Below are 23,859 nucleotides of genomic sequence, written 5' to 3'. Positions count from 1 at the left end.
GAGGGATAAAATCAAAAAAAAAGAAAATTTCTCCACTCTGAATGTTACGTTGTAAGTAAGAATATTTTATAGATGGTTGTTATATGAATTTCAAAAAATATTAGGGTTCATTAAAAAATGAATTAATAAATGAGGAAATACGAAAGTAAATTGGCTTTAGTCAAGAAATTTCGAATGTTATAAAACAAATTATCGACAGTAATATCCGGCCATTTTATGCAACTGATGCAAAATCTAAAATAGTTAGAATCTCTTTCGTTACCTTTGAGGATTATGCTGAAGAGCAAGCTATAAAACTTCAATCTGATTTTCAGAAGGTTCGGTACTTAGCTTTTATTTGCGAAAGAAGTTTTAGTCAAGGAAGTAAGAATAGGTGTAGAATCGGAATTATACAAGGAAATAATAAATTGAAACTTTAACTAGAGGGGTTTCTATCACTTATAGAAACCCTTTTTAAGCAATATAGCGTTTCTCCTTAATAAGAACAATAAAAAAACGTCTCATACGAAATGAGACGTTTTTTTACGCTAATAGCTGGATAACCAGCTTATTCACAAGTGATCCGTCTGTTTTACCTTTTACTTTCGGCATAACAGCAGTCATCACCTTACCCATATCTGCTTTAGAAGTCGCACCAACTTCAGAAATAACTTGCTTGATTACATCAACTAGTTCTTCTTCAGTTAATTGCTCTGGCAAATATGCGCTTAAAATCTGAATTTCACTTTGCAGTTTATTAACAAGGTCTTCACGACCAGCTTTTTTAAATTCAAGGAGGGAGTCCTTATACTGTTTTACTTCACGAGCTAAAACTGTTATTTCCTCTTCTTCAGTAAGAGTATGTTGCAGTTTAATACCTTCATTTTGTAAAGCAGCCTTAACCATACGAATAACGGTTAATTTTTCTTTTTGTTTATTCTTCATCGCTTGTTTCATATCATCGTTTAAACGACCGAGAAGACTCATAACTTACACCCTCTCTTAGAATTTACGCTTTCTTGCCGCTTCAGATTTCTTCTTACGTTTTACACTTGGTTTTTCATAAAACTCGCGCTTTCTTGCTTCAGCAAGTGTACCAGTTTTAGAAACCGATCTTTTAAAACGGCGAAGTGCATCCTCCAAAGACTCGTTTTTACGAACGACTGTTTTTGACATTCTCTTTCCCTCCCTCCGAAACATCACACTTACATACTAACTTCAGCATGCAAAAAGAAACACTTCTTCAGCATGTCTTTTACGATTATAATACATTTTATCACTTCAGGTCAACTATTTGGCAGAATAAAAGAAGAATAGAAGCATTTCCTTTTCAAAAGTTATGCAAATAGCTAGTATCCTTTACTGATGAAGACAACTATATTTTTATCATTTCATCTTTTTTCATACAGGGATGCATGAAACGCCTCCCCACCTTATAGTACTTAACCGCTTCAAATAAAGAAAGCATGCAAACCGTTTCCGGTTGCACGCTCTTTTTATGCGCTAGCTGATTCTTTTTTTACATCATCTTCAAGAACACGAACAAATTGCGCTTCGTTATATGGATAACCAGCTTTCGTAATTTTCACTTTCACTAGCTTACCAATTAATTCTTCTGATCCTTCAAATACAATTTTCAAGTAGTTATCTGTATACCCTACATATAACCCTTCACGGTCGCCGTCTTTAAATTGCTCTTCTGGAATGATTTCAAGCACTTCACCTTCAAACGCTGATGCATATTCTTTCGCTAATTGATTAGATAGCTCAATTAAACGATGAACACGATCATTCTTCACATCTTCAGGAACTTGATCTTCCATGCGTGCTGCAGGTGTTCCTGTACGTTTTGAGTAAGGGAACACATGTAACTCAGAGAAGCGGTTCTCTTTAATGAAATTGTATGTTTCCATGAATTCTTCTTCTGTTTCACCTGGGAAACCAACGATTACGTCAGATGTAATCGCAAGGCCTGGTAACGCTTCTTTCAAACGATCTAAACGCTCTTGGAAGAACTCCATCGTATATTTACGACGCATACGTTTTAATACAGTATTAGAACCAGATTGCAACGGAATATGCAAGTGGCGTACAACTACTTCAGATTTATCTAACACTTCAATTACTTCATCTGAAATTTGACTCGCTTCAATAGAAGAAATACGAAGACGTTTTAATCCGCCTACTTCCGCTTCCATATCACGAAGTAATCCAGCTAAGTTATAATCTTTTATGTCTTCGCCGTATCCACCTGTATGAATACCCGTTAATACGATTTCTTTATAGCCTGCATCCACTAATTGTTGTGCTTGTTTAATAACTTCTTTTCCATCACGAGAACGCATTAAACCACGCGCCCAAGGAATGATACAGAATGTACAGAAGTTATTGCAACCCTCTTGTATTTTTAAAGACGCACGTGTACGATCCGTGAAATAAGGTACATCAAGTTCTTCATACACACGTGTTTTCATAATATTACGGACAGCATTAATTGGTTGACGCTCTTTACGGAATTCTTCGATGTAACCTAACATCTTTTCACGATCCTGTGTACCAACTACAATATCTACACCCGGAATCGCCATAATTTCAGCTGGAGATGTTTGTGCATAACATCCCGTTACGCAAATAACTGCATCTGGATTTTGACGCACAGCACGTCTGATTACTTGACGGCTTTTTTTGTCCCCAGTATTCGTTACTGTACATGTGTTAATAACATATACATCAGCTTTCTTTTCATATTCTGTTCTTTCATAACCACCTTGTTTAAACAATTGCCAAATGGCTTCTGTTTCATAGTGGTTTACTTTACAACCTAACGTATGGAACGCAACAGTTGACATTGATCATCACCCCATCAATTCAAAATGATACGAAGCAGCACTTAACGCGTATAACGGCGCCGTTTCTGTTCTTAAAATTCTTGGTCCTAAACTACATGGTACAAATTTATGTTCACGAAGCGCTGTAATCTCTTCCTCAGCTAAACCGCCTTCTGGGCCAAATACAATCAATAGCTTTTGACCTGGTTTCATTGTCGTTAAAGCTTTCGCAAAATTAGATTTCTCACCTTGTTTTGCTTCCTCTTCGTAAGCAACAAGACAAACATCATACTCACCACTCATTGAAAGCAATTGCTTAAATGATGCCGGAGCATGTACTTCTGGAATTTCACTTCTATGTGATTGTTCCGCAGCTTCTTTCACAATTTTTCTTAAACGCTCAACTTTTTTATCAGCTTTTTTCGCATCCCATTTTACGATAGAGCGAGATGCTTGAAATGGTAAGAATGCAGCTGCCCCAAGCTCAGTTCCTTTTTGAAAAATTAACTCTAGCTTGTCTCCTTTTGGCAGTCCACTTGCAATCGTCACGAAAACAGGAAGTTCACTTGACGCCTCTACCCATTCTACAATAGCCGTATTAATAAATTCACTGGTAATTTCATCAATTGAACATACTGCTGTTTTTCCGTTTACACAGCAATAAATATGATCACCAGCTGACATACGCATCACTCTTGCGATATGATGTACGTCATCACCTACAATGCGAATACTTGTCTCATTTACATATTTCTCTTCTACAAAATAACGTTGCATATAATCACCTTAGTAGAGTTTCGTTCCTTTCGTAAGTCAACACTTACGAAAAGAACGAAACGTTATCATTTTTCATATAACAAACGGCAAGTCTCTCACCTTATAGTGAGAGACTCCCCTTTTCATTATAGACTAAAATCTATATTACGCATTTCGTGCAATAATTGCTACCCAATCTTCCATTCGTAACACTTCTTCAATTGTAAATCCAGCTTGTTCTAACGCCTCAGAAATTACTTTTTCCTTCGCAGCAATAATGCCCGATGTAATAAATAATCCACCTGACTTCACAACTCTTGCTGCATCTTCAGGGAATAATAGAATAATTTCTGCTAATAAGTTAGCTACGATTAAATCAACAGGACCTTCAATGCCTTCTAAAAGACTATTTTGTCCAACAGACACGATATCATCTGTTTTATTTAAACGTACATTCATTTCTGCACTTTCAACCGCAACCGGATCTAAATCATATGCTTGAACAGAAGACGCACCTAATTTTGCAGCCGCAATACTAAGTACACCAGAACCTGTTCCTACATCAATAATAGTGTCACCTGGCTGTACTGTTTTTTCTAAAGCACGGATACACATCGTTGTTGTTGGATGAGTTCCTGTACCAAACGCCATACCCGGGTCTAATTCAATGATTTTTTCATCAGGAGAAGATGGTGTATATTCTTCCCAAGTCGGTACGATTGTGAATGTATCAGAAATTTGTACTGGATGGTAATATTTTTTCCAAGCAGTAGCCCAATCTTCTTCATTGACTTCGTTAACGGTAATATTTCCAGTACCAATTTCGATGTCGTAAGATGGAAGCACATCAATAGATGATTTTACACCTGCAATCGTTTCATGTAAAGAATCCGTTTGCGGGAAATACGCTTTTATTAATACACCTTCCGCCGGATATTCATCTGGGTTCAATGCATAAATTTCACCATATTGTTGCTCGCGCTCTTTCGTTAACTCCGCTGGATCCTCAATCGCAACTCCACTAGCACCAGCTTCATGTAAAATATGAGAGACAGCTTCTACTGCTTCTTCTGTTGTATGAATACTAATTTCTGACCATTTCACAATTTACCAACTCCATTTTTTATTTCCATTATTCCCCTTTGAAAGCACGTTTAAGCTTTCCGAATAAACTATCATCCTGCTCTTCTTGTCCTGCAAATTCACGTAATAAATCTTTTTGCTGCGAAGTCAATTTCGTCGGTACAACAACACGAACGACTACATATTGATCTCCTTGGCCGTATCCACGTACGTTCGGAGCACCTTTTCCTTTTAAGCGGAATTCTGTTCCAGTTTGTGTTCCTGCTGGAATTTTCAGCTTCACTTTACCATGAACAGTAGGAACTTCCACTTCATCACCAAGCGCCATTTGCGCAAATGTTAATGGCATTTCGCAAATAATGTGATCTCCTTCACGCTCGAAGAATTCATGATTTCTTACATGAACGACAACATATAAGTCTCCTGCTGGTCCGCCATTTACGCCGGCTTCACCTTTTCCAGACACACGAATTTGTTGACCATTATCGATACCCGCTGGAATTTTAACATTGATTTTTTTACGTTTACGAACTTTACCTGAACCGTGACATGTCGTACATTTTTCTTTAATAATTTGTCCAGTTCCTGAACAATGACCACAAGCTTGACGATTTACGATACGACCAAACGGTGTGTTTTGTTCTACACTCACTTGACCAGAGCCTGAACAATGTTTACATGTTTCTTTTGAAGTTCCTGGTTTTGCTCCACTACCTTTACAAGTATCACATGGATCTTCTACTGGAATTTCCACATTTAATTCCTTACCAAAAATAGCTTCTTCAAAATCTAAAGTGACTTGATATTGTAAGTCAGCACCTTGGCGCGGAGCATTTGGATCACGACGTCTGCCGCCGCCACCGCCAAAGAAAGAACTAAATATATCTTCAAAACCGAAGCCACCGCCGAAGTCTCCTCCGCCGCCAAATCCACCGAATCCTTGATTTGCACCAGCATGACCAAATTGATCGTACTGTGCACGCTTTTGATCATCACTTAACACTTCGTATGCTTCTTGTACTTCTTTAAACTTTTCAATTGCATTTTCTTCTTTGCTTACGTCTGGATGGTATTTTTTAGCCAAACGACGATACGCTTTTTTAATTTCATCTGTTGAAGCGCCCTTGCTAAGCCCAAGGACCTCATAATAGTCTCGTTTACTCATAAATTTACAACCCCCGAATCTTTCACATAAACGTAATTTTAACACCGAAAGAAAGTGCTTTGCAACAAAGTTTCCTCACTTACAGTATGCAAAGCGAAAAACTTAAGATCCTCACACATCACTTCTCATTCGTGAAAAAAGCCAAAGTCAAGGCACGCTTGACTTTGACTTTTTGTCATCTTACTTATTATGTTTACAATTGAATTACTTGTCTTCTTTTACTTCTTCAAACTCAGCGTCAACTACATTGTCTTTCTTTGCGCCAGCATCTTGTGCACCTTGCGCACCTTCTGCTTGACCAGCAGCTGCTTGAGCCTGCTCGTATAATTTAACAGTTAATTGTTGTACGATTTCTTGTAAAGCATCTTTTTTCGCACGAATTTCTTCAAGCTCGTTTTTCTCAATTGCAGCTTGTAATGCTTCTTTCGCTTCTGTTGCTTTTGCAACTTCAGCTGCATCTACTTTACCTTCTAAATCTTTTACAACTTTGTCTGTTTGGAATACAAGTTGGTCAGCTTCGTTACGAAGTTCAACTTCTTCCTTACGTTTTTGGTCAGCGTCAGCATTTGCTTCCGCTTCTTGTACCATACGTTCTACTTCTTCATCAGAAAGACCTGAAGAAGATTGGATTGTAATAGCTTGCTCTTTGCTTGTTCCTAAGTCTTTCGCACGTACGTTAACGATACCGTTCGCATCAATATCGAATGTTACTTCGATTTGTGGAATACCACGTGGTGCTGGTGGAAGGTCAGTTAATTGGAAACGACCTAACGTTTTGTTGTCAGCCGACATTGGACGCTCACCTTGTAATACGTGAATGTCTACTGCTGGTTGATTATCAGCAGCTGTCGAGAATACTTGTGACTTACTTGTTGGAATTGTAGTGTTACGCTCGATTAATTTCGTGAACACGCCACCCATAGTTTCAATACCTAAAGAAAGTGGAGTTACGTCTAATAATAGAACACCTTCTACATCACCAGTAAGTACGCCACCTTGAACTGCAGCACCTAATGCTACAACTTCATCAGGGTTTACACCTTTATATGGCTCTTTACCAGTTTCACGTTTAATAGCTTCTTGTACAGCTGGGATACGAGTAGATCCACCAACAAGAATAACTTTATCTAATTCGCTTGGAGCAAAACCAGCGTCTTTTAATGCACGACGAGTTGGCTCTAATGTTCTTTCAACAAGACCTGCTGAAAGCTCTTCGAATTTCGCTCTTGTTAACGTTAATTCTAAGTGTAATGGACCAGCAGCTCCAGCACTAATGAATGGTAATGAAATTTGAGTTTGTGTTACACCAGAAAGATCTTTTTTCGCTTTTTCAGCTGCATCTTTCAAGCGTTGAAGCGCCATTTTATCTTGGCTTAAATCAATGTTATTTTCTTTTTTGAACTCAGCTACTAAGTGATCGATGATAACTTGGTCAAAGTCATCGCCACCAAGACGGTTGTCACCAGCAGTTGAAATAACTTCGAATGTGCCGTCTGCTAACTCAAGGATAGATACGTCAAATGTACCGCCACCTAAGTCATATACTAAGATTTTTTGTTCTTCGTCTTGTTTTTCTAAACCGTAAGCAAGTGCTGCTGCTGTTGGCTCGTTAATGATACGCTCAACTTCTAAACCAGCAATACGACCAGCATCTTTCGTTGCTTGACGCTCTGCATCGTTGAAGTATGCAGGTACTGTAATAACAGCTTTCGTTACTGTTTCACCTAAGTATGCTTCAGCAGAAGCTTTTAAGTTTTGTAAAATGATTGCAGAAATTTCTTGAGGTGTATAATCTTTACCTTCAACTTCTACTTTGTAGTCTGTACCCATATGACGTTTAACAGACATGATTGTATTTGGGTTTGTAATTGCTTGGCGCTTTGCAACTTCCCCAACTTGACGTTCTTCATTTTTGAAAGCTACAACAGAAGGTGTTGTACGGTTTCCTTCTGGATTTGGGATAACCTTTGGTTCTCCACCTTCCATAACAGCTACACAAGAGTTTGTTGTACCTAAGTCAATACCGATAATTTTACTCATGGCGAATCCTCCTAGTTTTATGTAAATTATTGATTTACTTTTACCATTGATGGGCGAATCACACGGTCTTTTAGTTTATAACCTTTTTGGAATTCTTCCACAACCGCGTTTGATTCAAATTCACTATCTTCCACTTGCATAATAGCTTGGTGTTCATTAGGATCAAACTGTTTACCAACAGCTTCAATCACTTCCACACCTTCTTTAGTCAGCGCTTCTAACAATTGACGATGCACCATTTCCATACCTTGTAACAAGGATTTCGTTTGCTCATCAGTCGCTTCCACTTGCATTGCTCTTTCAAAATTATCAAGAGCTGGCAAGATGTCTGAAACTAGACTTTGTGCTCTATATTTTTCAGCAGCCTGTTTATCCATTTGGACACGGCGCTTATAATTTTCAAAATCAGCTTGTAGACGTAATGTGCGACCTTCCGTTTCCGTTAGTTTCGCTTGTAGCTCATCTACTTTTTCTTGTAAAAGAGCAGCCTCACTTTTTTCTTCTACAGTTTCTTCACTGTTTTCTGGCGTGACAGCTTCTTCAACTTGCGCTTCTTTTACTTCTTCTACCACTTGTTCGTTACGCTCTTCCACAATATTCACCTCCTTAAAAGGTATTAGGTATCATGCATAGCATGATTACCTAAGCATTATATATTACACACAGCAATGAAAATTTCATCACTTGAGCGAATGTATTACTCTCATTTACTTTTTAAGTCCATCAGTAAATTGTCTCGTAAATAACTGTAACAAACTAATTACACGAGAATATTGCATTCTCGTAGGACCTAAAATAGCAATTGTTCCAAGTTGCTCTTCGCCGATTGAATATGTTGCAGAAATTAAACTACAATCCTCCATAGCCGTCGAAGAGTTTTCCCTACCAATTTTCACTTGAATCCCGACTTGTTTATGACGCAAAATGTCATAAAATTCGGCTTCATTATCAATCATGGTAAGTAAAGATCTAACCTTTTGAATGTCATGGAACTCTGGCTGCGAAAGCATATTTGCTTTTCCTCCAAAGTATATCTTTTCCGATAACGGAACTTGAAATGTACCATCCAACATTTTTATTGCACTATCGTAATTATGAACATACCCACGTAAAACTGTAACAATCTCCTTAAAGATTTTATTATGAAGTTCTTCCATCGGTACGCCAGATAGCTTTTCATTTAAAATATTAACCATTTTTTCTAAATCTGATAAATCAACAGATTCCGGAACGGTAATCGTTTTACTTTGTACATGCCCTGTATCGGTTACAATAATAGCGACAGCAGTTTGACGATCAAGCGGCACAATTTGTACATTTTTAAGTTTATTTGTACTTAACTTCGGTCCAAGAACAATGGCCGTATAATTCGTAAGTTCTGATAAAATTTGAGCAGATTGTTGTGCAATTTTTTCCGCTTCAAAAATTCTTTCAGCAAATAAATCTTTAATTTGTACAATTTCAGCGTTCGGTAAGTTTTGCGGTGCTAAAAGATGGTCTACATAAAATCGGTAGCCTTTCTCAGAAGGAACACGTCCAGAAGAACTGTGCGTTTTTTCAATAAAACCTAATTCTTCTAAGTCCGCCATTTCATTTCGAATAGTAGCTGAACTAAATGTAATTTCATCTTTTTTAGCCAACGTTCTAGACCCAACGGGCTGCGCTGATCCAATAAAGTCATCAATAATTGTTTGTAAAATTAAGAGCTGACGTTCCGTAAGCATCTCATCATCACCTCTGTTAGCACTCTTTGTCTTTGAGTGCTAAATCTATTAATAACTTACCAAAATTGACATTCAATTGTCAACGGAAACGTCACGAAATAATGAAACTTTTTCACGCCTATGGAACATTTAATTAGTCAATCAAAAATGATTGGAATACTTCATTCCCTAATAATTTTCCTTTTCGCGTTAAACGCACATGTCCATCTTCCTCTTCAAGCAATCCCTGCTCTTGGTTGCTTTGTAACTGCTTCGCGAAAACTTGATCCATCTCTACATTAAATTTATTGCGGAACGCCGTTTTAGAAACACCTTTTGTTTTTCGAAGCCCTAAGAACAGCTCTTCTTCCATTCTTTCTTTCTCCGTCACTTTGTGAACATCTAAATACGGAAATCCTGTTTCATCAATTTTATTAAAATATTGCTTCAGCGGACCTACATTTTGAATACGTTCCCCGTTCACATAACTATGAGCTCCAGCTCCAAATCCATAATACTCTTCATTATTCCAGTATGTGAGATTATGTCTACTTTTATTGTCACCTTTTGAGAAATTACTAATTTCATACTGGTTATAACCGTGTTTCTCCATTTCATCCATTACTATTTCATACATTTTCGCTTCATGGTCTTCACCCGGAAGACGCAATTTCCCTTTGTTCATTAAGTTATAAAACACTGTTTTAGGTTCCACAATTAATGAATATGCAGAGAAATGTTGTACACCAAGCGTAAAAGCAATATCTAATGTTTCTTTTACATCTTCTATCGTCTGTCCTGGCAAAGCATAAATAATATCTACATTAATATTTTTAAATCCTACTTCCTGTGCTTCTCGAATCGCGAGGAATGCATCTTCCCTCGTATGCTTGCGCCCGATTTTCTCAAGCAGTTCATCACGGAACGTTTGCACACCAAAACTAATTCGATTCACTCCACCTTCTAGCAGTACATTCAACTTCTCTTTCGGCAGATCTCCTGGATTCGCTTCAAATGTTAATTCACAATTTGGGGCGAACGGACGCAAATGACGATTAATAATCTCGAGTAATTTTTTTGTCTGTTCCATATTTAACGCTGTCGGAGTTCCCCCGCCCACAAAAATCGTTTTTATACTATCAAACGGAACTTTTTGAACCGTATTTATTATTTCCTTCTCTAAATAATCTAAATATTGATCAACCGGTTGGCGTTCAATAAACACTTTATTAAAATCACAATAGTGACAAATGTGCTGACAAAACGGAATATGAATATATGCAGCTTGTACCAAATATAACTCCTACCTTTCTAAAAAGAAAACCTCCGCACTCCGGAGGGTTCTCTACTTCTCTAACGTATTACGAATTTGTTCCATTCGCATTTTTCCCCAATCATACATCATTTCAACGATCGGTAAAAGTGACATGCCTAGTTCCGTCATATAATACTCAACGCGAGGAGGAATTTCGGGATATACTGTCCGATCAACAATTCCATCTTCCATTAACTCTTTTAATTGGTTCGACAAAACTTTATGAGAAATGCTTGGGAATAACCGTTGTAATTCACTGAAACGATGTGGTCCTTCCACACCAAGATGCCACAGTATCACAACTTTCCACTTTCCACTAATAATAGAAAGCGTCAATTCCTTTTCACAATTAAAATTACCATTTTGTATTTTATCTTGAATATCTTTTCGAATATTTTCGGACATTAACAATCTCCTAACTCTATATGAACTAAAAAGCTCTCTCATTATTGTAAATGAGAGCTGCTCAGATGTCTAAAAAGTAATTATACAGAAAAAAGAAGCCGCACAAACGACTTCTTTTTTATTTCAAATATTAGTTGTCATCCATTTTCAGTACAGCCATAAATGCCTCTTGCGGTACTTCTACAGAACCAACAGACTTCATACGTTTTTTACCTTCTTTTTGCTTATCAAGAAGTTTACGCTTACGAGAAATGTCACCGCCGTAACATTTTGCAAGTACGTTTTTACGCATCGCTTTAATTGTAGAACGTGCTACAACTTTATTTCCGATAGTCGCCTGAATTGGCACTTCAAATTGTTGTCTCGGAATTAATTCTTTTAATTTCTCTACGATTACTTTACCACGGTCATACGCTGAATCACGGTGTACGATAAATGATAAAGCATCCACTTGTTCATTATTTAAAAGAATATCCATTTTCACAAGTTTAGATGGTTTATAGCCAATTAACTCGTAGTCAAATGATGCATACCCTTTCGTATTTGATTTCAATTGATCGAAGAAGTCATATACGATTTCTGATAACGGGATTTCATATGTTAATGTAACACGCGTTTCATCTAAATATTGCATATCAATAAACGTTCCACGTTTACCTTGGCAAATCTCCATTACAGCTCCAACATAGTCATTCGGAACCATAATTGAAGCCTTCACAAACGGCTCTTCTACACGATCGATAGACTGTGGATCTGGCATATTAGATGGGTTATCAACAATAACATCTTCACCGTTAGTTAAATAAACTTTATAAATAACGCTTGGCGCTGTTGTAATTAAGTCAATCTTAAATTCACGTTCAATACGTTCTTGAATGATTTCCATGTGAAGAAGCCCTAAGAAACCACAACGGAAACCAAATCCTAGCGCTTGAGATGTTTCTGGTTCAAACTCAAGAGCAGAATCGTTTAACTCTAATTTTTCTAATGCATCACGTAAATCGTTATAACGAGCAGAGTCAATTGGATACAGACCACAGAATACCATCGGATTTAACTTACGGTAACCTGCTAACGGCTCTGCAGCTGGACGTTTCGCATGTGTAATCGTATCACCAACACGTGTGTCACCAACATTTTTAATCGATGCTGCTAAGAAACCTACATCACCTACTGTTAACTCTTCACGTTGCGTAGTTTTCGGTGTAAATACACCTACTTCTGTTACTTCAAATTCTTTACCCGTTGCCATCATACGTACTTTATCGCCAACTTTTACTGTTCCATTTACAACACGGATATAAGCAATTACACCGCGGTACGGATCATATAAAGAGTCGAAAATCATACATTGTAATGGCTCTTCTGAATCACCCGACGGAGCTGGTACTTTTTCAACAATTTGTTCTAAAATTTCTTCAATACCAATGCCAGCTTTCGCAGAAGCAAGTACCGCTTCTGATGCATCTAAACCAATTACATCTTCTACCTCTTGACGTACACGTTCTGGATCCGCACTTGGTAAGTCGATTTTATTAATAACTGGTAAAATTTCTAAATTGTTATCAAGCGCTAAGTATACGTTTGCTAACGTTTGCGCTTCAATACCTTGCGCTGCATCTACTACAAGAATCGCGCCTTCACAAGCCGCTAAACTACGAGATACTTCGTACGTAAAGTCGACATGTCCTGGTGTATCAATTAAATGAAGAATATACTCTTCACCATCTTTTGCTTTATAGTTTAATTGTACTGCGTTTAATTTGATTGTAATACCACGCTCACGCTCTAAATCCATAGAGTCAAGCAACTGAGCTTTCATTTCGCGTTGTGTTAACGCGTTTGTTTTCTCTAAAATACGGTCTGCTAACGTTGATTTTCCGTGGTCAATATGAGCAATAATAGAGAAATTACGAATTTTGGACTGTCTTTTTGCTCTTTCTTCTTTATTCATCTATGTTCTCAACTCCTAATAGTCTCGCCAATATACACTAGCACTGATTATATCAATAGAGCAACAAAGATTCAATGAAAACTCGTGCTGCTTACGATACAAATCATTCTATCTATATCTTATGCGAATAAACCATAAGAGACAAACCCTTTTCAAATTTTAAAACGGCTGTCCTACAAATCAGTAAAACAACCGCCTCCCATGTTACTCTTAGCTAAAAATTCCTTTTATTTTCCCAACAACTATATCCGTCCCGAACTTCGTCATTTCATAAGCTACACTTGCTACCGCCATCCCAATTCCTTCTACAACATTAAAACTTCTTAAACGTTCTAATTGCTGTTGTTTTTCTGAGGCCGAAAACGCGCTACCCAAAATTTCTGATTCAGCACCTGTACTTTCTGTCCCTGTCATATGAGCTATTTGTTCATATGACAATTGCTGATAGCCTTTCATACTTTTCAAACCATGATTAGCAAGTGCCACTCCTGCTATCATCATAAGTAAACATAAAGCTACACTACATATACACAAAAGCGCAAAGCGACTCAAACCATAATCATCTGTTCCCCTCAATGTGTATATGCTCCCGTATTATCTTGATCAATTTGATGATGTAGCGCTGCATTTAAACCACTCGCTATTACATTCGCCATATCCTCAATAAAAGTATCTACTTCTTTTGGGGTTACCATTAAATTATGACCAAGAGGAGATAGCACTTCATAAATCAGCCTTCTTTTTTCTTCTTCTTCCAACGTACCAACAGCACCTAAAAACATATTTCTGCTCTTTTCATCCGGCATATCTTCTTCTGTTAATTTTTTCTTTTCTCCAAATGAAAATCCCGCTGGTAACAAAGATCGTGAAGGTTTATTTCCTTCTTTCATCTCTCGACCAAAATGTTTCAAAATAAAATCAATCGTATCACTTGTAATCGAAACAGCATCGACCACAGTCGGAACACCAATTGCGATAACAGGGATACCTAATGTGTCTTTACTTAGTTCTTTACGTTTATTCCCAACCCCTGATCCAGGATGGATTCCAGTATCAGAAATTTGTATCGTGCTATTTACTCGTTCAATAGAACGAGCAGCTAATGCATCAATTGCAATTACAAAGTCCGGGTTCGTCTTCTCAATAATTCCATAAATAACATCGCTCGTTTCGATTCCTGTAATCCCCATTACCCCCGGCCGAATTGCACTAACAGGCCTAAATCCTTCTTCTACACTTTCAGGCTGCAATTGAAACAAATGTCTCGTTACTAATACATTTTCTACAACTATCGGTCCAAGAGCATCTGGTGTTACATTCCAATTCCCAAGACCTACAATTAAACAGCTTGCTTCTTTTGTAACTCCAACCTCTTCTAAGAAACAAGAAAATTCTTTTGCAAAAATACGCTCCACTTTTTGTTGAAGTTCTGTATCTTGCTGACGTATCCCTTGTACTTCAAGTGTTAAATAATTTCCAGGTTTTTTCCCCATCGCTTCAGAGGCAGCTTCATCAATCGTTACTTTTGTAATTATAGTACCTTCTTCTTCTCTCTCTTTTACAATAACTCCCTGTATCCCTTTTTGTTCTTCTTGGCTTTCTTGCAACATTTGATGAGCTTCTACAGCAAGGTCAGTTCTAATGCTATATTTACTTAAATCTAATGGTTCTTTCATCGTATCTCCTCCGTAATTCATAGTAAATATCGTTAGATTTCCCAAAGTTATATAAGGTCATTCTTTCCTTTACGTGAAATTTCATGGATATACTATTGCAATTCTCTTCACCGTTTGATAGAATATCACTTGTTCTATGTAAGAATCGAGTCATTCGATTGCACCAGGGAGGTGAAAAGTATGGCAAACATCAAATCTGCTATCAAACGCGCTAAACTTAGCGAAGAGCGTCGTGCACATAACGCTTCTATCAAGTCTGACATGCGTTCTGCTGTTAAAACTGTAGAAGCTTTAGTTACTAATAACGATCTTGAAAATGCTAAAGAAGCTTTCAAAACTGCTTCTAAAAAACTTGACAAAGCAGCTCGTAAAGGTCTTATCCACCAAAACGCTGCAGCTCGTCAAAAATCTCGCTTAGCGAAACAAGTAAACGCGTAAGGCGTTTAAAAAACGATCCATTTGGATCGTTTTTTTATATACAAAAAAGTTCATGCACTAAGTGCATGAACTTTTTTGTGTCATCACATATGATTTAATCGCATTAAGAAAAATTCGAGCACAAGCTTCTTATCCATCTTTCCCGTCTTCATACTATAATCAGCTTCCGCTAATTCTATAATCACTTTTTTTAATTCTTCAAAAGAGAACAACTTCGTTTGATTCATTGCTAACTTTACACGATACGGATGTACACCAATATGAGACGCAATTTGATTTTGTCCATAACCACGTTGCTGTAGCTCTTTCACTTGATACAACAAGCGGAATTGACTCACTAATAACGCAAGCAATTTAATCGGCTCTTCCTGCTGCGTAAATAATCCATCCAAAATTTGCATTGCACCTGCAATATCTTTTTTCACCACTTTTTCTGTCAAAGCAAATACATTTTGCTCAACTGATTTTGGCACAAGCTCTGCAACAAGTTTCGTCGTAATCTCTCCGCCCATACCAACGTATAACGTTAACTTGTCCATTTCCTTCGCCAACATCGTTACATTACTTCCCACAAGCTCTAGCAACAAACTAACAGCCGCGTTATCAATATGCACATGCACTTCATCTGCACGAGCAACAATCCACTTCTGAACATCCTGTACTTGCATCGCATTCGCTTCTACTACATCTGCTGTTTTCTTTAATAGTTTTGTAATTTTTTTTCGCTCATCAAGTTTTTCGTAAGGCGCAACAAAAACAAGAATAGAAAATGGAGAAGGTTCACCAATGTATTCTTCTAAAATTTTTATATTTTGCTCTAACTTTTCTTTTTGCGAAGTCAAAAATAGCGGTGATTTTATTAACAGTACTTTCCGTTCTCCGAAGAAAGGAAGCGTACGCGCATCCTCAACCACATCTTCTAAATACGCTTCTTCTAAATCGTATGTCACAACATTAAACTCTCGATCTTCTTCTTCAAGTGCTTCTGTCGTAATAAGCTTTATCGTTTCATTTATAAAAAAAGCTTCCGTTCCATATATTAAATATAACGGAGCAAACTGTTTCTTTTTAATTTTTTTATGTATATCACTCATACTTTTTCCTACTCCCTAACTTGGCAATATATATTTATACTAATGCCCTAGCTTTTGTTTTACAAGTACAAAGGAACAGGCTTTATAACCCGTCCCTTTATTTATATTAAACGCCACGCAATAAGCCCCGGGTTTCTTATTGGTGTGCGGTAATCACCTTCCCTTTATTATTCGCAATAAAAATTTGAGTATAAGTGCCAACTGTTAACATGCTTGGAAACGAAAAACTCACATTACTTCATGATTTACAAGTAACAAAAAAGCTCGTTTTCTCTTCATATGGAAATTGTAGATTTTTTTCTGACAATATTTTATACTAAAGTGGAATGTTGGGGAGGGATTCTAAATGAATGATTTTGAACAAAACGTTCAAAGTAAACGCAATGACGCTATTGATTCAGGGGTAGGATTTATCGTCTCATTTGGTTTTTTCGCAACACTTTTCATCATTGCAACTGTTATTAAATTTATCGGTTCTTAAAGACTGCCACTTCATGGCAGTCTTCTCTTTTTCATCTATTATGTGTTTTATCATATGTGATTTTACTTTTAAAGGTTCCATTTTCCCCTTTAAAAACATAGGAAATAGCACCTTGCTTGTCCGTGCGCCATATCGCACTCCCCATCTTCTCAAAACGCTCTATCACTTCTTTATGCGGGTGTCCATACCTATTCTGCTTACCAACAGATATAATCGCTACACGAGGCTGTATGACGTTCAAAAAAGGCTCTATAGATGACGTATTACTCCCATGATGAGCAACTTTTAAAACATCCACTTGTAAATCTGGATATGCCTCTACTAAAATCTTTTCCCCTTCTTCTTCCAAATCGCCTGTAAATAGCCACTTCAACCCTCCAAATTTTGCCCATATTACAATTGAAGCATTATTTTCGCTTTTTTCTTTTCCTTTTGGAGCTAAAACGAAAAATTCCGCTTCATTTACACTCCAACTCTCCCCTTCCCCCACTTCAGTTATTTTCATTTCCTTTTCTAATGCCTGTTTCTTTACTACTTTTTCTAATACTGCATCTTTTCCCTTTCGGCCAAATACCACTTCTTTTACAGGTATATATGATAATAATTCTTGCGCAGCACCTATATGATCTGCATCTCCATGCGTTACGATTAATTTATCAATTGTTTTAATACCTTCTTTTTGTAAAAAGGGTATTAAAACATCATTTCCAACAGAAAATTCATGCTTTTTTTGTTGCCATTCTTCCTTATTCACACGAAGCGTTCCACCTGTATCAATAAGATAAATCCCTTTATCATACGGAAGGCGAATTAATATTGCATCACCTTGTCCAACATCAATAAATGTTACACTTCCGCCGCCTCTAAAATATGGATATATATAATGACATGTGCTAATAAAAAGAAATACACTCGCAACTATACAAACTATTTTTTTCGGCGCTCTCCGTTCCCAAACCATCAATATGCTGACAATACTGGCGCAATATACAGCTACAAGATTGAAGGGCGTTTCCCCGAAGATAAGCTGAGTAAATGGTAAACTTTCACAATAACTTAGAAAATCATTAGACATACTCAAGCCTATTGATAATACATCGGCAAATCCTTTTGCGAGAAACGGGACAATTGGCATACACAGTAAAATAATAATGCTACATGGTAATACAATGATAGATAAAAACGGAACGTATAAGAGATTGAGGAGAATGCTATATGGAGAAAAATAACCAAAGTGGTATAACAAAATCGGAGTACTAACGAGCTGTGAAATGATAGAAATATAAATAGAATTTCGGATTACTACGTTGCTACTCTCTAACAATAACGGAGCAGACAAAAGTAAAGCGAAGCTACCTACAAAAGAAAACTGAAATCCAATATTAAAAACAAGATAAGGGTCATATATAAGCATGCATATAGCTGTTACACTTAAAGCATCTAAACTAGATAAACGAATCGAGCACATAAAAGCAATTAACATCAAAACTCCTGTTATAGAAGCTCTTATAACAGAGGGTGGCGCCCCTGCTAAAACCATATACAAAGGAATACAAACGATAAGGCAAATTGTTGCTACCTCCCTTGTCACACTGCTTCTTAGCAAAATAAAATATACTATCACCATTAACAGTACAATGTGCGAACCTGAAATTGCTAACAAATGTACAAGACCAAATTGTTGATATTGCTCTTCCACTTCAAACGTCATTTGTTGTCTATCACCAAATAGTAATGCATTCATAAAAGCACCTGATTGCTCTGGAAACATTTCTGTAACTTTCAAGATTACTTGTTGCCTCAAAAGAAGAATCCATTGCGTGAGCGACAGTGATGTTTTATAGCATTCAGAAATATATGTAGCCTCAAATGTGAAATGAATATGTTGTTTGTATAAATAATCACGGTAATTAAAACCATGAAAATTCCGAGCTGTTTCCGGTTCTTTCCTCTCACCCTCGAATACACATGATATCCCTGCGTATAATTGTTGCATTTTTTTCTTTTCCAAGACTGATTTGATTCTATAACTTAACTGCACTATATTTTTATTCTGATCTTCAAATTGAAAAGATAGGCGATCCCCATTAACAAGCGGTGTATTTTGTATAACCCCTCTTGTAACTCCATAGGACTCCCCTAGAGGCTTATTCCACGTTTGAACATAGGAAGTGTATATGGCGCTATTAAAGCACGCTACAATACAAAAAATGAAGGTTTTACGCGAAGTGCGATATAAACAGAAGAAAACATTTAAAAAGAGGCAAAAAACTATCAATAAAAGTGACGAGGAAAAGGCAATTGCAACCCCTATTATAAATGAGATTGCAACATACCCCCATTGTTCCTGCAACTTATACTCACTCCTTATAGCATCATTTTTGCTTTCGTGAATACATGCTGTAATTCTTCCATTGATAAATTATCTTTTTCTAAAGACGCAAATAATTCTTTCAACTCTGTATAACGTTTTTGCTCCTCTAATGCAGCAATATCATATTCTAGCGGAACGTGCTTCACTGTTACGTTCGCTTGTTCAAATAACTCTATGGCGTATGGATGATTTTTATAATCCTGCGCATAATAAACCGCTGTAATACCACTTTGAATAATTGCCTTACAACATTGTAAACAAGGGAAATGCGTAACGTAAATTTCTGCTTCCTCTGTTTTCGCACCAAACTTGGCACATTGTAATAAAGCATTCATTTCGGCATGAATTGTCCGAACACAATGATTATCGATTACGTAACAACCATCATCTATACAATGTACGCCACCTTTAATTGAACCATTATACCCACCAGCAATAATTCGTTTATCGCGAACGATTGTCGCTCCTACCGCAAGCCTTGTACATGTACTACGCAAAGATAGTAGATGGCTTTGCGTCATAAAATATTGATCCCATGAAATTCGTTCCATATTTTTCACCTACTTTTTTGTCTACTTGTAGTGTAGCGAAAGAAGAAAAACTTCGTCAATCTTTTACGGAATAATAATTTGACCTTTTATCTTTTCAAGAGACTTCGCACCAATCCCATCAATCTCTAATAAATCTTCTATTTTCTGAAATGGACCATGTTCTTCTCGATATTTCAAAATACTTTCTGCCTTTCGAGAGCCAATCCCTGTAATTTTTTCTAGTTGTTCTTTCGCCGCTGTATTTATTCGAATCTTGCCATCTTCCTTAGAAGAAGTAAGCACCCCTTGTTCTGACTCATTTTTACTCGGTATATAAAGAAGCATTTGATCTTGTACAATTTGTGCTAAATTTACTTTTTTCATATCTACTTCTGATAAAAAACCACCAGCCTTTTGAACCGCATCCTTTACACGATCTCCTTCCTTCATTTCATATACCCCTTCTTTACTAACCGCTCCTTTCACATCAATTATAATTGTTCTTTTCTGTTCCTTTGTATCCGATATTTTCGGTTTACCCTTTTTTTCTATCTCCTTCTCTTGTACATTCATTGTAATAGGCGTTCGTTCTACATTCTGATTCGTTTTCCAAAAAACAAGAAAAAGTAAAGTTCCAATAATAGCTACTAAACCTAACCACTTTTTCGGAAAATCCCACATCATTTTACACCTCTAATCATAAATTTATAACATCATTCATATTGTTTAGGAGAAAGCTGTTACGAAGGAGGGATGAAACTTTGAACATAGGAATTATAGGGACAGGAAACATGGGAAATATACTAATCGATGCATTTTTAGAAACCCGTGCTGTCAAACCTTCTTGCCTTACAATCATTAATCGGACGCCCGCAAAAGCATATCATATAAAAGAAAAATACCCTTCTGTTCAGATAGCAAAAACAATCCCGGAAGTAATCGAACAATCACAACTTATTTTTATTTGTGTTAAGCCGATAGATATATACCCTATCCTAAAAAAATACGCTGAACATTTTTCTGATGAAACGTGCTTAGTTTCTATTACAAGTCCAATATCTCCATCACAATTAGAGACTCTCGTACCTTGCCACGTCGCGCGTATCATTCCAAGTATCACAAATCGCGCTCTCTCTGGCGCCTCACTATTTACATTTGGAGATAATTGCTCTGAAGAATGGCAACAAAAACTACTTCGTCTATTCAAAAACATTTCTACACCTCTTGTAATAAAAGAAGATATAACGCGCGTTTCATCTGATATAGCAAGTTGCGGTCCTGCTTTCTTTAGTTATTTACTACAATGCTTCATTAACGCTGCGGTAGATAAAACAAATATTACACACGAAGAGGCTACTACTTTAGTAAGTGAAATGGTCGTGGGGATGGGGAAATTACTTGAAAAAGAAATCTTCACATTACCTACCTTACAAGAAAAGGTTTGCGTGAAAGGCGGCGTTACTGGGGAAGGCATTCGGGTTTTAGAAGAACACGTTGGAGATATGTTCCATAAGTTAATCGAGCGAACACATGAAAAATTTGATGAAGATTTAGAATGCGTTGATCAGCAATTCAATAAACACACATAATAAATACGTCATTTTCATTCCAAATCCTTTTTATAAATACTTACTTTTTTACAATACATTTTCACTTCAACTACTATTCCCACACTTTACGCATACGATCTTTAGATTATGCTAGAACTAAAAATACATCTTCTTTATAAAACAAAAGCAACCTTCTCGGTTGCTTTTGTTTTTATCCGTTTTTCTTCGCCATGAAGAAAATACGCTCTGTTTGTTCTGTAACTTCAAGTCGCTCAAAATCACCTGTTACACGAAGCACTGTAAAACCTGCTTCTTCAAGCCATTTCGTTAACTCTTCCACTTGATATGCACGTTGCACGTGACATTCGTCAAACCGATGGTACACATCTTCTTCTGGATCTTGAACAAAGAATGTTAAATCATGCTCTACACTATTTGATTCTTCACCAGGGAAGCAATTCCAAATAAGAGATATTTCTTCTCCATTCACTGTATACGTTTCATTTTGAAATACATGATGTATTTTATATAAAGAGTGTACATCAAATAAAAACAAACCATCTTGACGTAAATGGTGAAATACTCTTCTAAATGTTTCTTGTACTCCATCTTCTTGCAATACATAATTTAATGAATCACAAAAAATCGTTACACAGTCAAACTCACCCGGAACATCAAGCTCGCGCATATCTTGTTGGTAAAAAGGAATAAAATGCCCTTCTCCGCCTAGTTTTTGCTGAGCGACTGTTAACATTTCTTCTGAAAGATCGACACCTATTAAATCGTAACCCTTTTGCACAAGCGGCAGGGTTACATTACCTGTACCGCATGCTACATCAAGAATTTTTGCCTCTTTCATACCTGCCTGCTGTAAACTTTCCTCTGTAAATTCCACCCATTTATCATAAGGGACATCATTCATTAGTTCGTCGTACAACAATGCAAATTGTTCGTATTTCATTGGCCTAACTCTTCTGTAATATCTTCACGTGGCACATCGCCCCATAGACGCTCTAAATTATAGTGATTACGCTCATCTTTATGGAATACATGAGCAACTACATCTCCAAGATCAACTAATACCCAACGTGCTTCGTCAAACCCTTCCATACGTTGTACGTCGATTTGGAACTCATGTGCTTTTGATTTAATTTCACGTGCAATTGCTTGCACTTGTTTATCTGAATTTCCGTGACAAATAATGAAATAATCTGCAATTGGTGAAATACCTTGCATATTTAGGACAACCATATCTTCTGCTCTCTTATCATCAGCTGCTTTTGCCGCTAATACTAATAATTCTTTATCGTTCATTTACTCATTTCCTCCTTGATAACTGCATTGTATGTTTGGAATGTTAATGGATAAATCGTCTGATCTTTTTCCATTAAAAATTGAATTGTTCTCTTTAACGCAAATAATAGGGCTTGATTTATATCCGTATATGCGAGTTTACGAGCCTCTTCCACTCCTGGAAACTTTCGCCCAGGTTCAATGTAATCAGCTACATAAATCACTTTATCTAACATCGTCATATTCTCATGACCACTTGTATGATATGTAATAGCTTGCAAAATTTCAGAATCCGTAATGCCTACTTCTTTTTCTACTAAGTATGCCCCAACAGGTGCATGCCATAACTCTTTGTTATAGCAAAGTAAATCTTTCGGCAAATCTTCACGTTTAATAATCTCTTCCATTTCTGAAATTGCTCTACATTTCGCATAATCATGGAATATAGCTGCCATCTCTGCTTTTTTCTCGTCCACACCGTATAACTTAGCAAGCTCAATCGCTGTCTCCATTACACCAACTGTGTGTATATAACGTTTTTCATGCATTTGTTGTTTGACAATATGCAGTGCATTCTCACGATTCATACAACCCATTCCTCTCGATATATACCTGTACTTTTTCAGGAAGTAAATATTTACACGTTTTCTTCTCTTTATATCTCTCACGTAATAAGGATGAAGAAACTGCAAATTCCGGAATTTCCACTGTAGTAATCTTATATGGTGTATGCAATGTATACCCAGGTCTTGCAACTCCAACAAACGTTACAAGATTAAGTAAAGCTTCAATGTTATACCACTTCGGTAAATATTCAACCATATCCCCACCAATAATAAAGTGAAACTGCACATCCGGATACTTCTTCGTCAATTGTAACATAGTGTCATACGTATAAGATGGGCCCTTCCTACTTAGCTCTTCTAAACAAATAGAAAAGTGTTCTTCTGCCTCAGTCGCGAGCTCTAACATATGTAAACGACTTTCTACACTTGTAATATTCCGCCCTTGTTTATGTGGCGGAATCTGGTTTGGCAAGAACCATACTTCTTCCAAGTTCAAAGCGTGATATACTTCATTTGCAATTAGCAAATGTCCATAGTGAGGCGGATCAAATGTACCGCCAATGATGCCAATTTTCCTCAAAAGAAACGCCCCTTCCTTTTATATACAGCAACTCTCCTCGGTTAGGAAT

The 23,859-nt window shown here is 36.9% G+C and carries 25 protein-coding genes; 3 read left to right on the top strand and 22 right to left on the bottom strand.

Annotation, left to right across the window (positions count from 1 at the left end):
* Window positions 1-522 precede the first annotated feature (522 nt).
* From QO049_RS16095 to gpr, 14 genes are all read right to left on the bottom strand, one after another.
* Window positions 523-966 (bottom strand): GatB/YqeY domain-containing protein, encoded by a 444-nt coding sequence (locus QO049_RS16095; protein WP_000054562.1) that lies wholly within the window; start codon window positions 964-966, stop codon window positions 523-525.
* A gap of 15 nt (window positions 967-981) precedes the next feature.
* Window positions 982-1,155: a 30S ribosomal protein S21 gene (gene rpsU, locus QO049_RS16090; RefSeq protein ID WP_000048061.1), complete on the bottom strand. Its 174-nt coding sequence runs from the start codon at window positions 1,153-1,155 to the stop codon at window positions 982-984.
* Between the two features lie 320 nt (window positions 1,156-1,475).
* Complete coding sequence (mtaB, locus tag QO049_RS16085) at window positions 1,476-2,828, bottom strand: tRNA (N(6)-L-threonylcarbamoyladenosine(37)-C(2))-methylthiotransferase MtaB (protein WP_000108679.1); 1,353 nt, start codon at window positions 2,826-2,828, stop codon at window positions 1,476-1,478.
* Between the two features lie 6 nt (window positions 2,829-2,834).
* The gene (locus QO049_RS16080) at window positions 2,835-3,584 is read right to left on the bottom strand and encodes a 16S rRNA (uracil(1498)-N(3))-methyltransferase (RefSeq protein WP_001190159.1); all 750 of its coding nucleotides are present in this window, start codon (window positions 3,582-3,584) and stop codon (window positions 2,835-2,837) included.
* A 144-nt stretch (window positions 3,585-3,728) separates the two neighbouring features.
* The gene (gene prmA / locus QO049_RS16075) at window positions 3,729-4,667 is read right to left on the bottom strand and encodes a 50S ribosomal protein L11 methyltransferase (protein ID WP_000872103.1); all 939 of its coding nucleotides are present in this window, start codon (window positions 4,665-4,667) and stop codon (window positions 3,729-3,731) included.
* Window positions 4,668-4,695: 28 nt separating this feature from the next.
* On the bottom strand, window positions 4,696-5,811 hold the full coding sequence (gene dnaJ / locus QO049_RS16070) for a chaperone protein DnaJ (RefSeq protein WP_000043947.1): 1,116 nt from the start codon (window positions 5,809-5,811) through the stop codon (window positions 4,696-4,698).
* Window positions 5,812-6,015: 204 nt separating this feature from the next.
* On the bottom strand, window positions 6,016-7,851 hold the full coding sequence (gene dnaK / locus QO049_RS16065) for a chaperone protein DnaK (protein ID WP_000034700.1): 1,836 nt from the start codon (window positions 7,849-7,851) through the stop codon (window positions 6,016-6,018).
* 26 nt (window positions 7,852-7,877) lie between these two features.
* The gene (gene grpE / locus QO049_RS16060; RefSeq protein ID WP_000392711.1) at window positions 7,878-8,444 is read right to left on the bottom strand and encodes a nucleotide exchange factor GrpE; all 567 of its coding nucleotides are present in this window, start codon (window positions 8,442-8,444) and stop codon (window positions 7,878-7,880) included.
* A 114-nt stretch (window positions 8,445-8,558) separates the two neighbouring features.
* Window positions 8,559-9,575, bottom strand: a complete 1,017-nt coding sequence (gene hrcA, locus QO049_RS16055; RefSeq protein WP_000954941.1) for a heat-inducible transcriptional repressor HrcA — start codon at window positions 9,573-9,575, stop codon at window positions 8,559-8,561.
* 133 nt (window positions 9,576-9,708) lie between these two features.
* A complete protein-coding gene (hemW, locus tag QO049_RS16050) occupies window positions 9,709-10,848 on the bottom strand; it encodes a radical SAM family heme chaperone HemW (RefSeq protein ID WP_000249427.1) in 1,140 nt (379 codons plus the stop codon).
* Window positions 10,849-10,899: 51 nt separating this feature from the next.
* Window positions 10,900-11,274 carry a winged helix-turn-helix transcriptional regulator gene (locus QO049_RS16045; protein ID WP_001293539.1) on the bottom strand — a complete coding sequence of 125 codons (375 nt, stop codon included), beginning with the start codon at window positions 11,272-11,274 and terminating at the stop codon, window positions 10,900-10,902.
* A gap of 130 nt (window positions 11,275-11,404) precedes the next feature.
* Window positions 11,405-13,228, bottom strand: coding sequence for an elongation factor 4 (lepA, locus tag QO049_RS16040; protein WP_065703165.1), 1,824 nt, complete (start codon window positions 13,226-13,228; stop codon window positions 11,405-11,407).
* 210 nt (window positions 13,229-13,438) lie between these two features.
* The gene (locus QO049_RS16035) at window positions 13,439-13,804 is read right to left on the bottom strand and encodes a YqxA family protein (protein ID WP_065703163.1); all 366 of its coding nucleotides are present in this window, start codon (window positions 13,802-13,804) and stop codon (window positions 13,439-13,441) included.
* Window positions 13,801-14,904, bottom strand: coding sequence for a GPR endopeptidase (gene gpr / locus QO049_RS16030; protein WP_000662616.1), 1,104 nt, complete (start codon window positions 14,902-14,904; stop codon window positions 13,801-13,803). Before gpr ends, QO049_RS16035 begins: the two co-directional genes overlap by 4 nt.
* Before the next feature lie 180 nt (window positions 14,905-15,084).
* Here gpr and rpsT point away from each other — a divergent pair, with 180 nt between their 5' ends.
* Window positions 15,085-15,342, top strand: coding sequence for a 30S ribosomal protein S20 (gene rpsT / locus QO049_RS16025; RefSeq protein WP_001274011.1), 258 nt, complete (start codon window positions 15,085-15,087; stop codon window positions 15,340-15,342).
* Between the two features lie 83 nt (window positions 15,343-15,425).
* Here the strand turns inward: rpsT and holA are convergent, their stop codons facing one another.
* On the bottom strand, window positions 15,426-16,436 hold the full coding sequence (holA, locus tag QO049_RS16020) for a DNA polymerase III subunit delta (protein ID WP_065703161.1): 1,011 nt from the start codon (window positions 16,434-16,436) through the stop codon (window positions 15,426-15,428).
* A 346-nt stretch (window positions 16,437-16,782) separates the two neighbouring features.
* On the opposite strand from holA, the gene QO049_RS16015 reads away from it, so the two are divergent.
* Window positions 16,783-16,917: a YqzM family protein gene (locus tag QO049_RS16015; RefSeq protein ID WP_000997609.1), complete on the top strand. Its 135-nt coding sequence runs from the start codon at window positions 16,783-16,785 to the stop codon at window positions 16,915-16,917.
* Window positions 16,918-16,948: 31 nt separating this feature from the next.
* Here QO049_RS16015 and QO049_RS16010 read toward each other — a convergent pair whose 3' ends face one another.
* The 3 genes from QO049_RS16010 to QO049_RS16000 form a co-directional block, all read right to left on the bottom strand.
* A complete protein-coding gene (locus tag QO049_RS16010; protein WP_284489331.1) occupies window positions 16,949-19,270 on the bottom strand; it encodes a DNA internalization-related competence protein ComEC/Rec2 in 2,322 nt (773 codons plus the stop codon).
* A gap of 14 nt (window positions 19,271-19,284) precedes the next feature.
* Window positions 19,285-19,842, bottom strand: coding sequence for a ComE operon protein 2 (locus QO049_RS16005; RefSeq protein WP_000439773.1), 558 nt, complete (start codon window positions 19,840-19,842; stop codon window positions 19,285-19,287).
* A gap of 63 nt (window positions 19,843-19,905) precedes the next feature.
* The gene (locus QO049_RS16000) at window positions 19,906-20,505 is read right to left on the bottom strand and encodes a helix-hairpin-helix domain-containing protein (protein WP_000989929.1); all 600 of its coding nucleotides are present in this window, start codon (window positions 20,503-20,505) and stop codon (window positions 19,906-19,908) included.
* 77 nt (window positions 20,506-20,582) lie between these two features.
* Between QO049_RS16000 and comER the strand changes: the two genes are divergently transcribed.
* Window positions 20,583-21,410 (top strand): late competence protein ComER, encoded by an 828-nt coding sequence (gene comER / locus QO049_RS15995; RefSeq protein ID WP_001020560.1) that lies wholly within the window; start codon window positions 20,583-20,585, stop codon window positions 21,408-21,410.
* A 172-nt stretch (window positions 21,411-21,582) separates the two neighbouring features.
* Here comER and QO049_RS15990 read toward each other — a convergent pair whose 3' ends face one another.
* The 4 genes from QO049_RS15990 to nadD are packed head-to-tail and all read right to left on the bottom strand — an operon-like array spanning window position 21,583 to window position 23,810.
* Complete coding sequence (locus tag QO049_RS15990; RefSeq protein ID WP_000873074.1) at window positions 21,583-22,332, bottom strand: class I SAM-dependent methyltransferase; 750 nt, start codon at window positions 22,330-22,332, stop codon at window positions 21,583-21,585.
* A complete protein-coding gene (gene rsfS, locus QO049_RS15985; protein WP_000998193.1) occupies window positions 22,329-22,685 on the bottom strand; it encodes a ribosome silencing factor in 357 nt (118 codons plus the stop codon). Before rsfS ends, QO049_RS15990 begins: the two co-directional genes overlap by 4 nt.
* On the bottom strand, window positions 22,682-23,251 hold the full coding sequence (gene yqeK, locus QO049_RS15980) for a bis(5'-nucleosyl)-tetraphosphatase (symmetrical) YqeK (RefSeq protein WP_025709769.1): 570 nt from the start codon (window positions 23,249-23,251) through the stop codon (window positions 22,682-22,684). The genes rsfS and yqeK overlap by 4 nt, the downstream gene beginning before the upstream one ends.
* Entirely contained in the window at window positions 23,241-23,810 is a 570-nt protein-coding gene (nadD, locus tag QO049_RS15975; RefSeq protein WP_001226048.1) for a nicotinate-nucleotide adenylyltransferase, read from the bottom strand. Before nadD ends, yqeK begins: the two co-directional genes overlap by 11 nt.
* Between the last annotated feature and the right edge of the window lie 49 nt (window positions 23,811-23,859).

This window comes from Bacillus sp. RB3 (assembly GCF_030164735.1).
GTDB classification, from domain to species: domain Bacteria; phylum Bacillota; class Bacilli; order Bacillales; family Bacillaceae_G; genus Bacillus_A; species Bacillus_A cereus.
The sequence above is the reverse complement of the archived record's forward strand: the minus strand, read 5'-3'. Positions and strand labels throughout refer to the sequence as shown.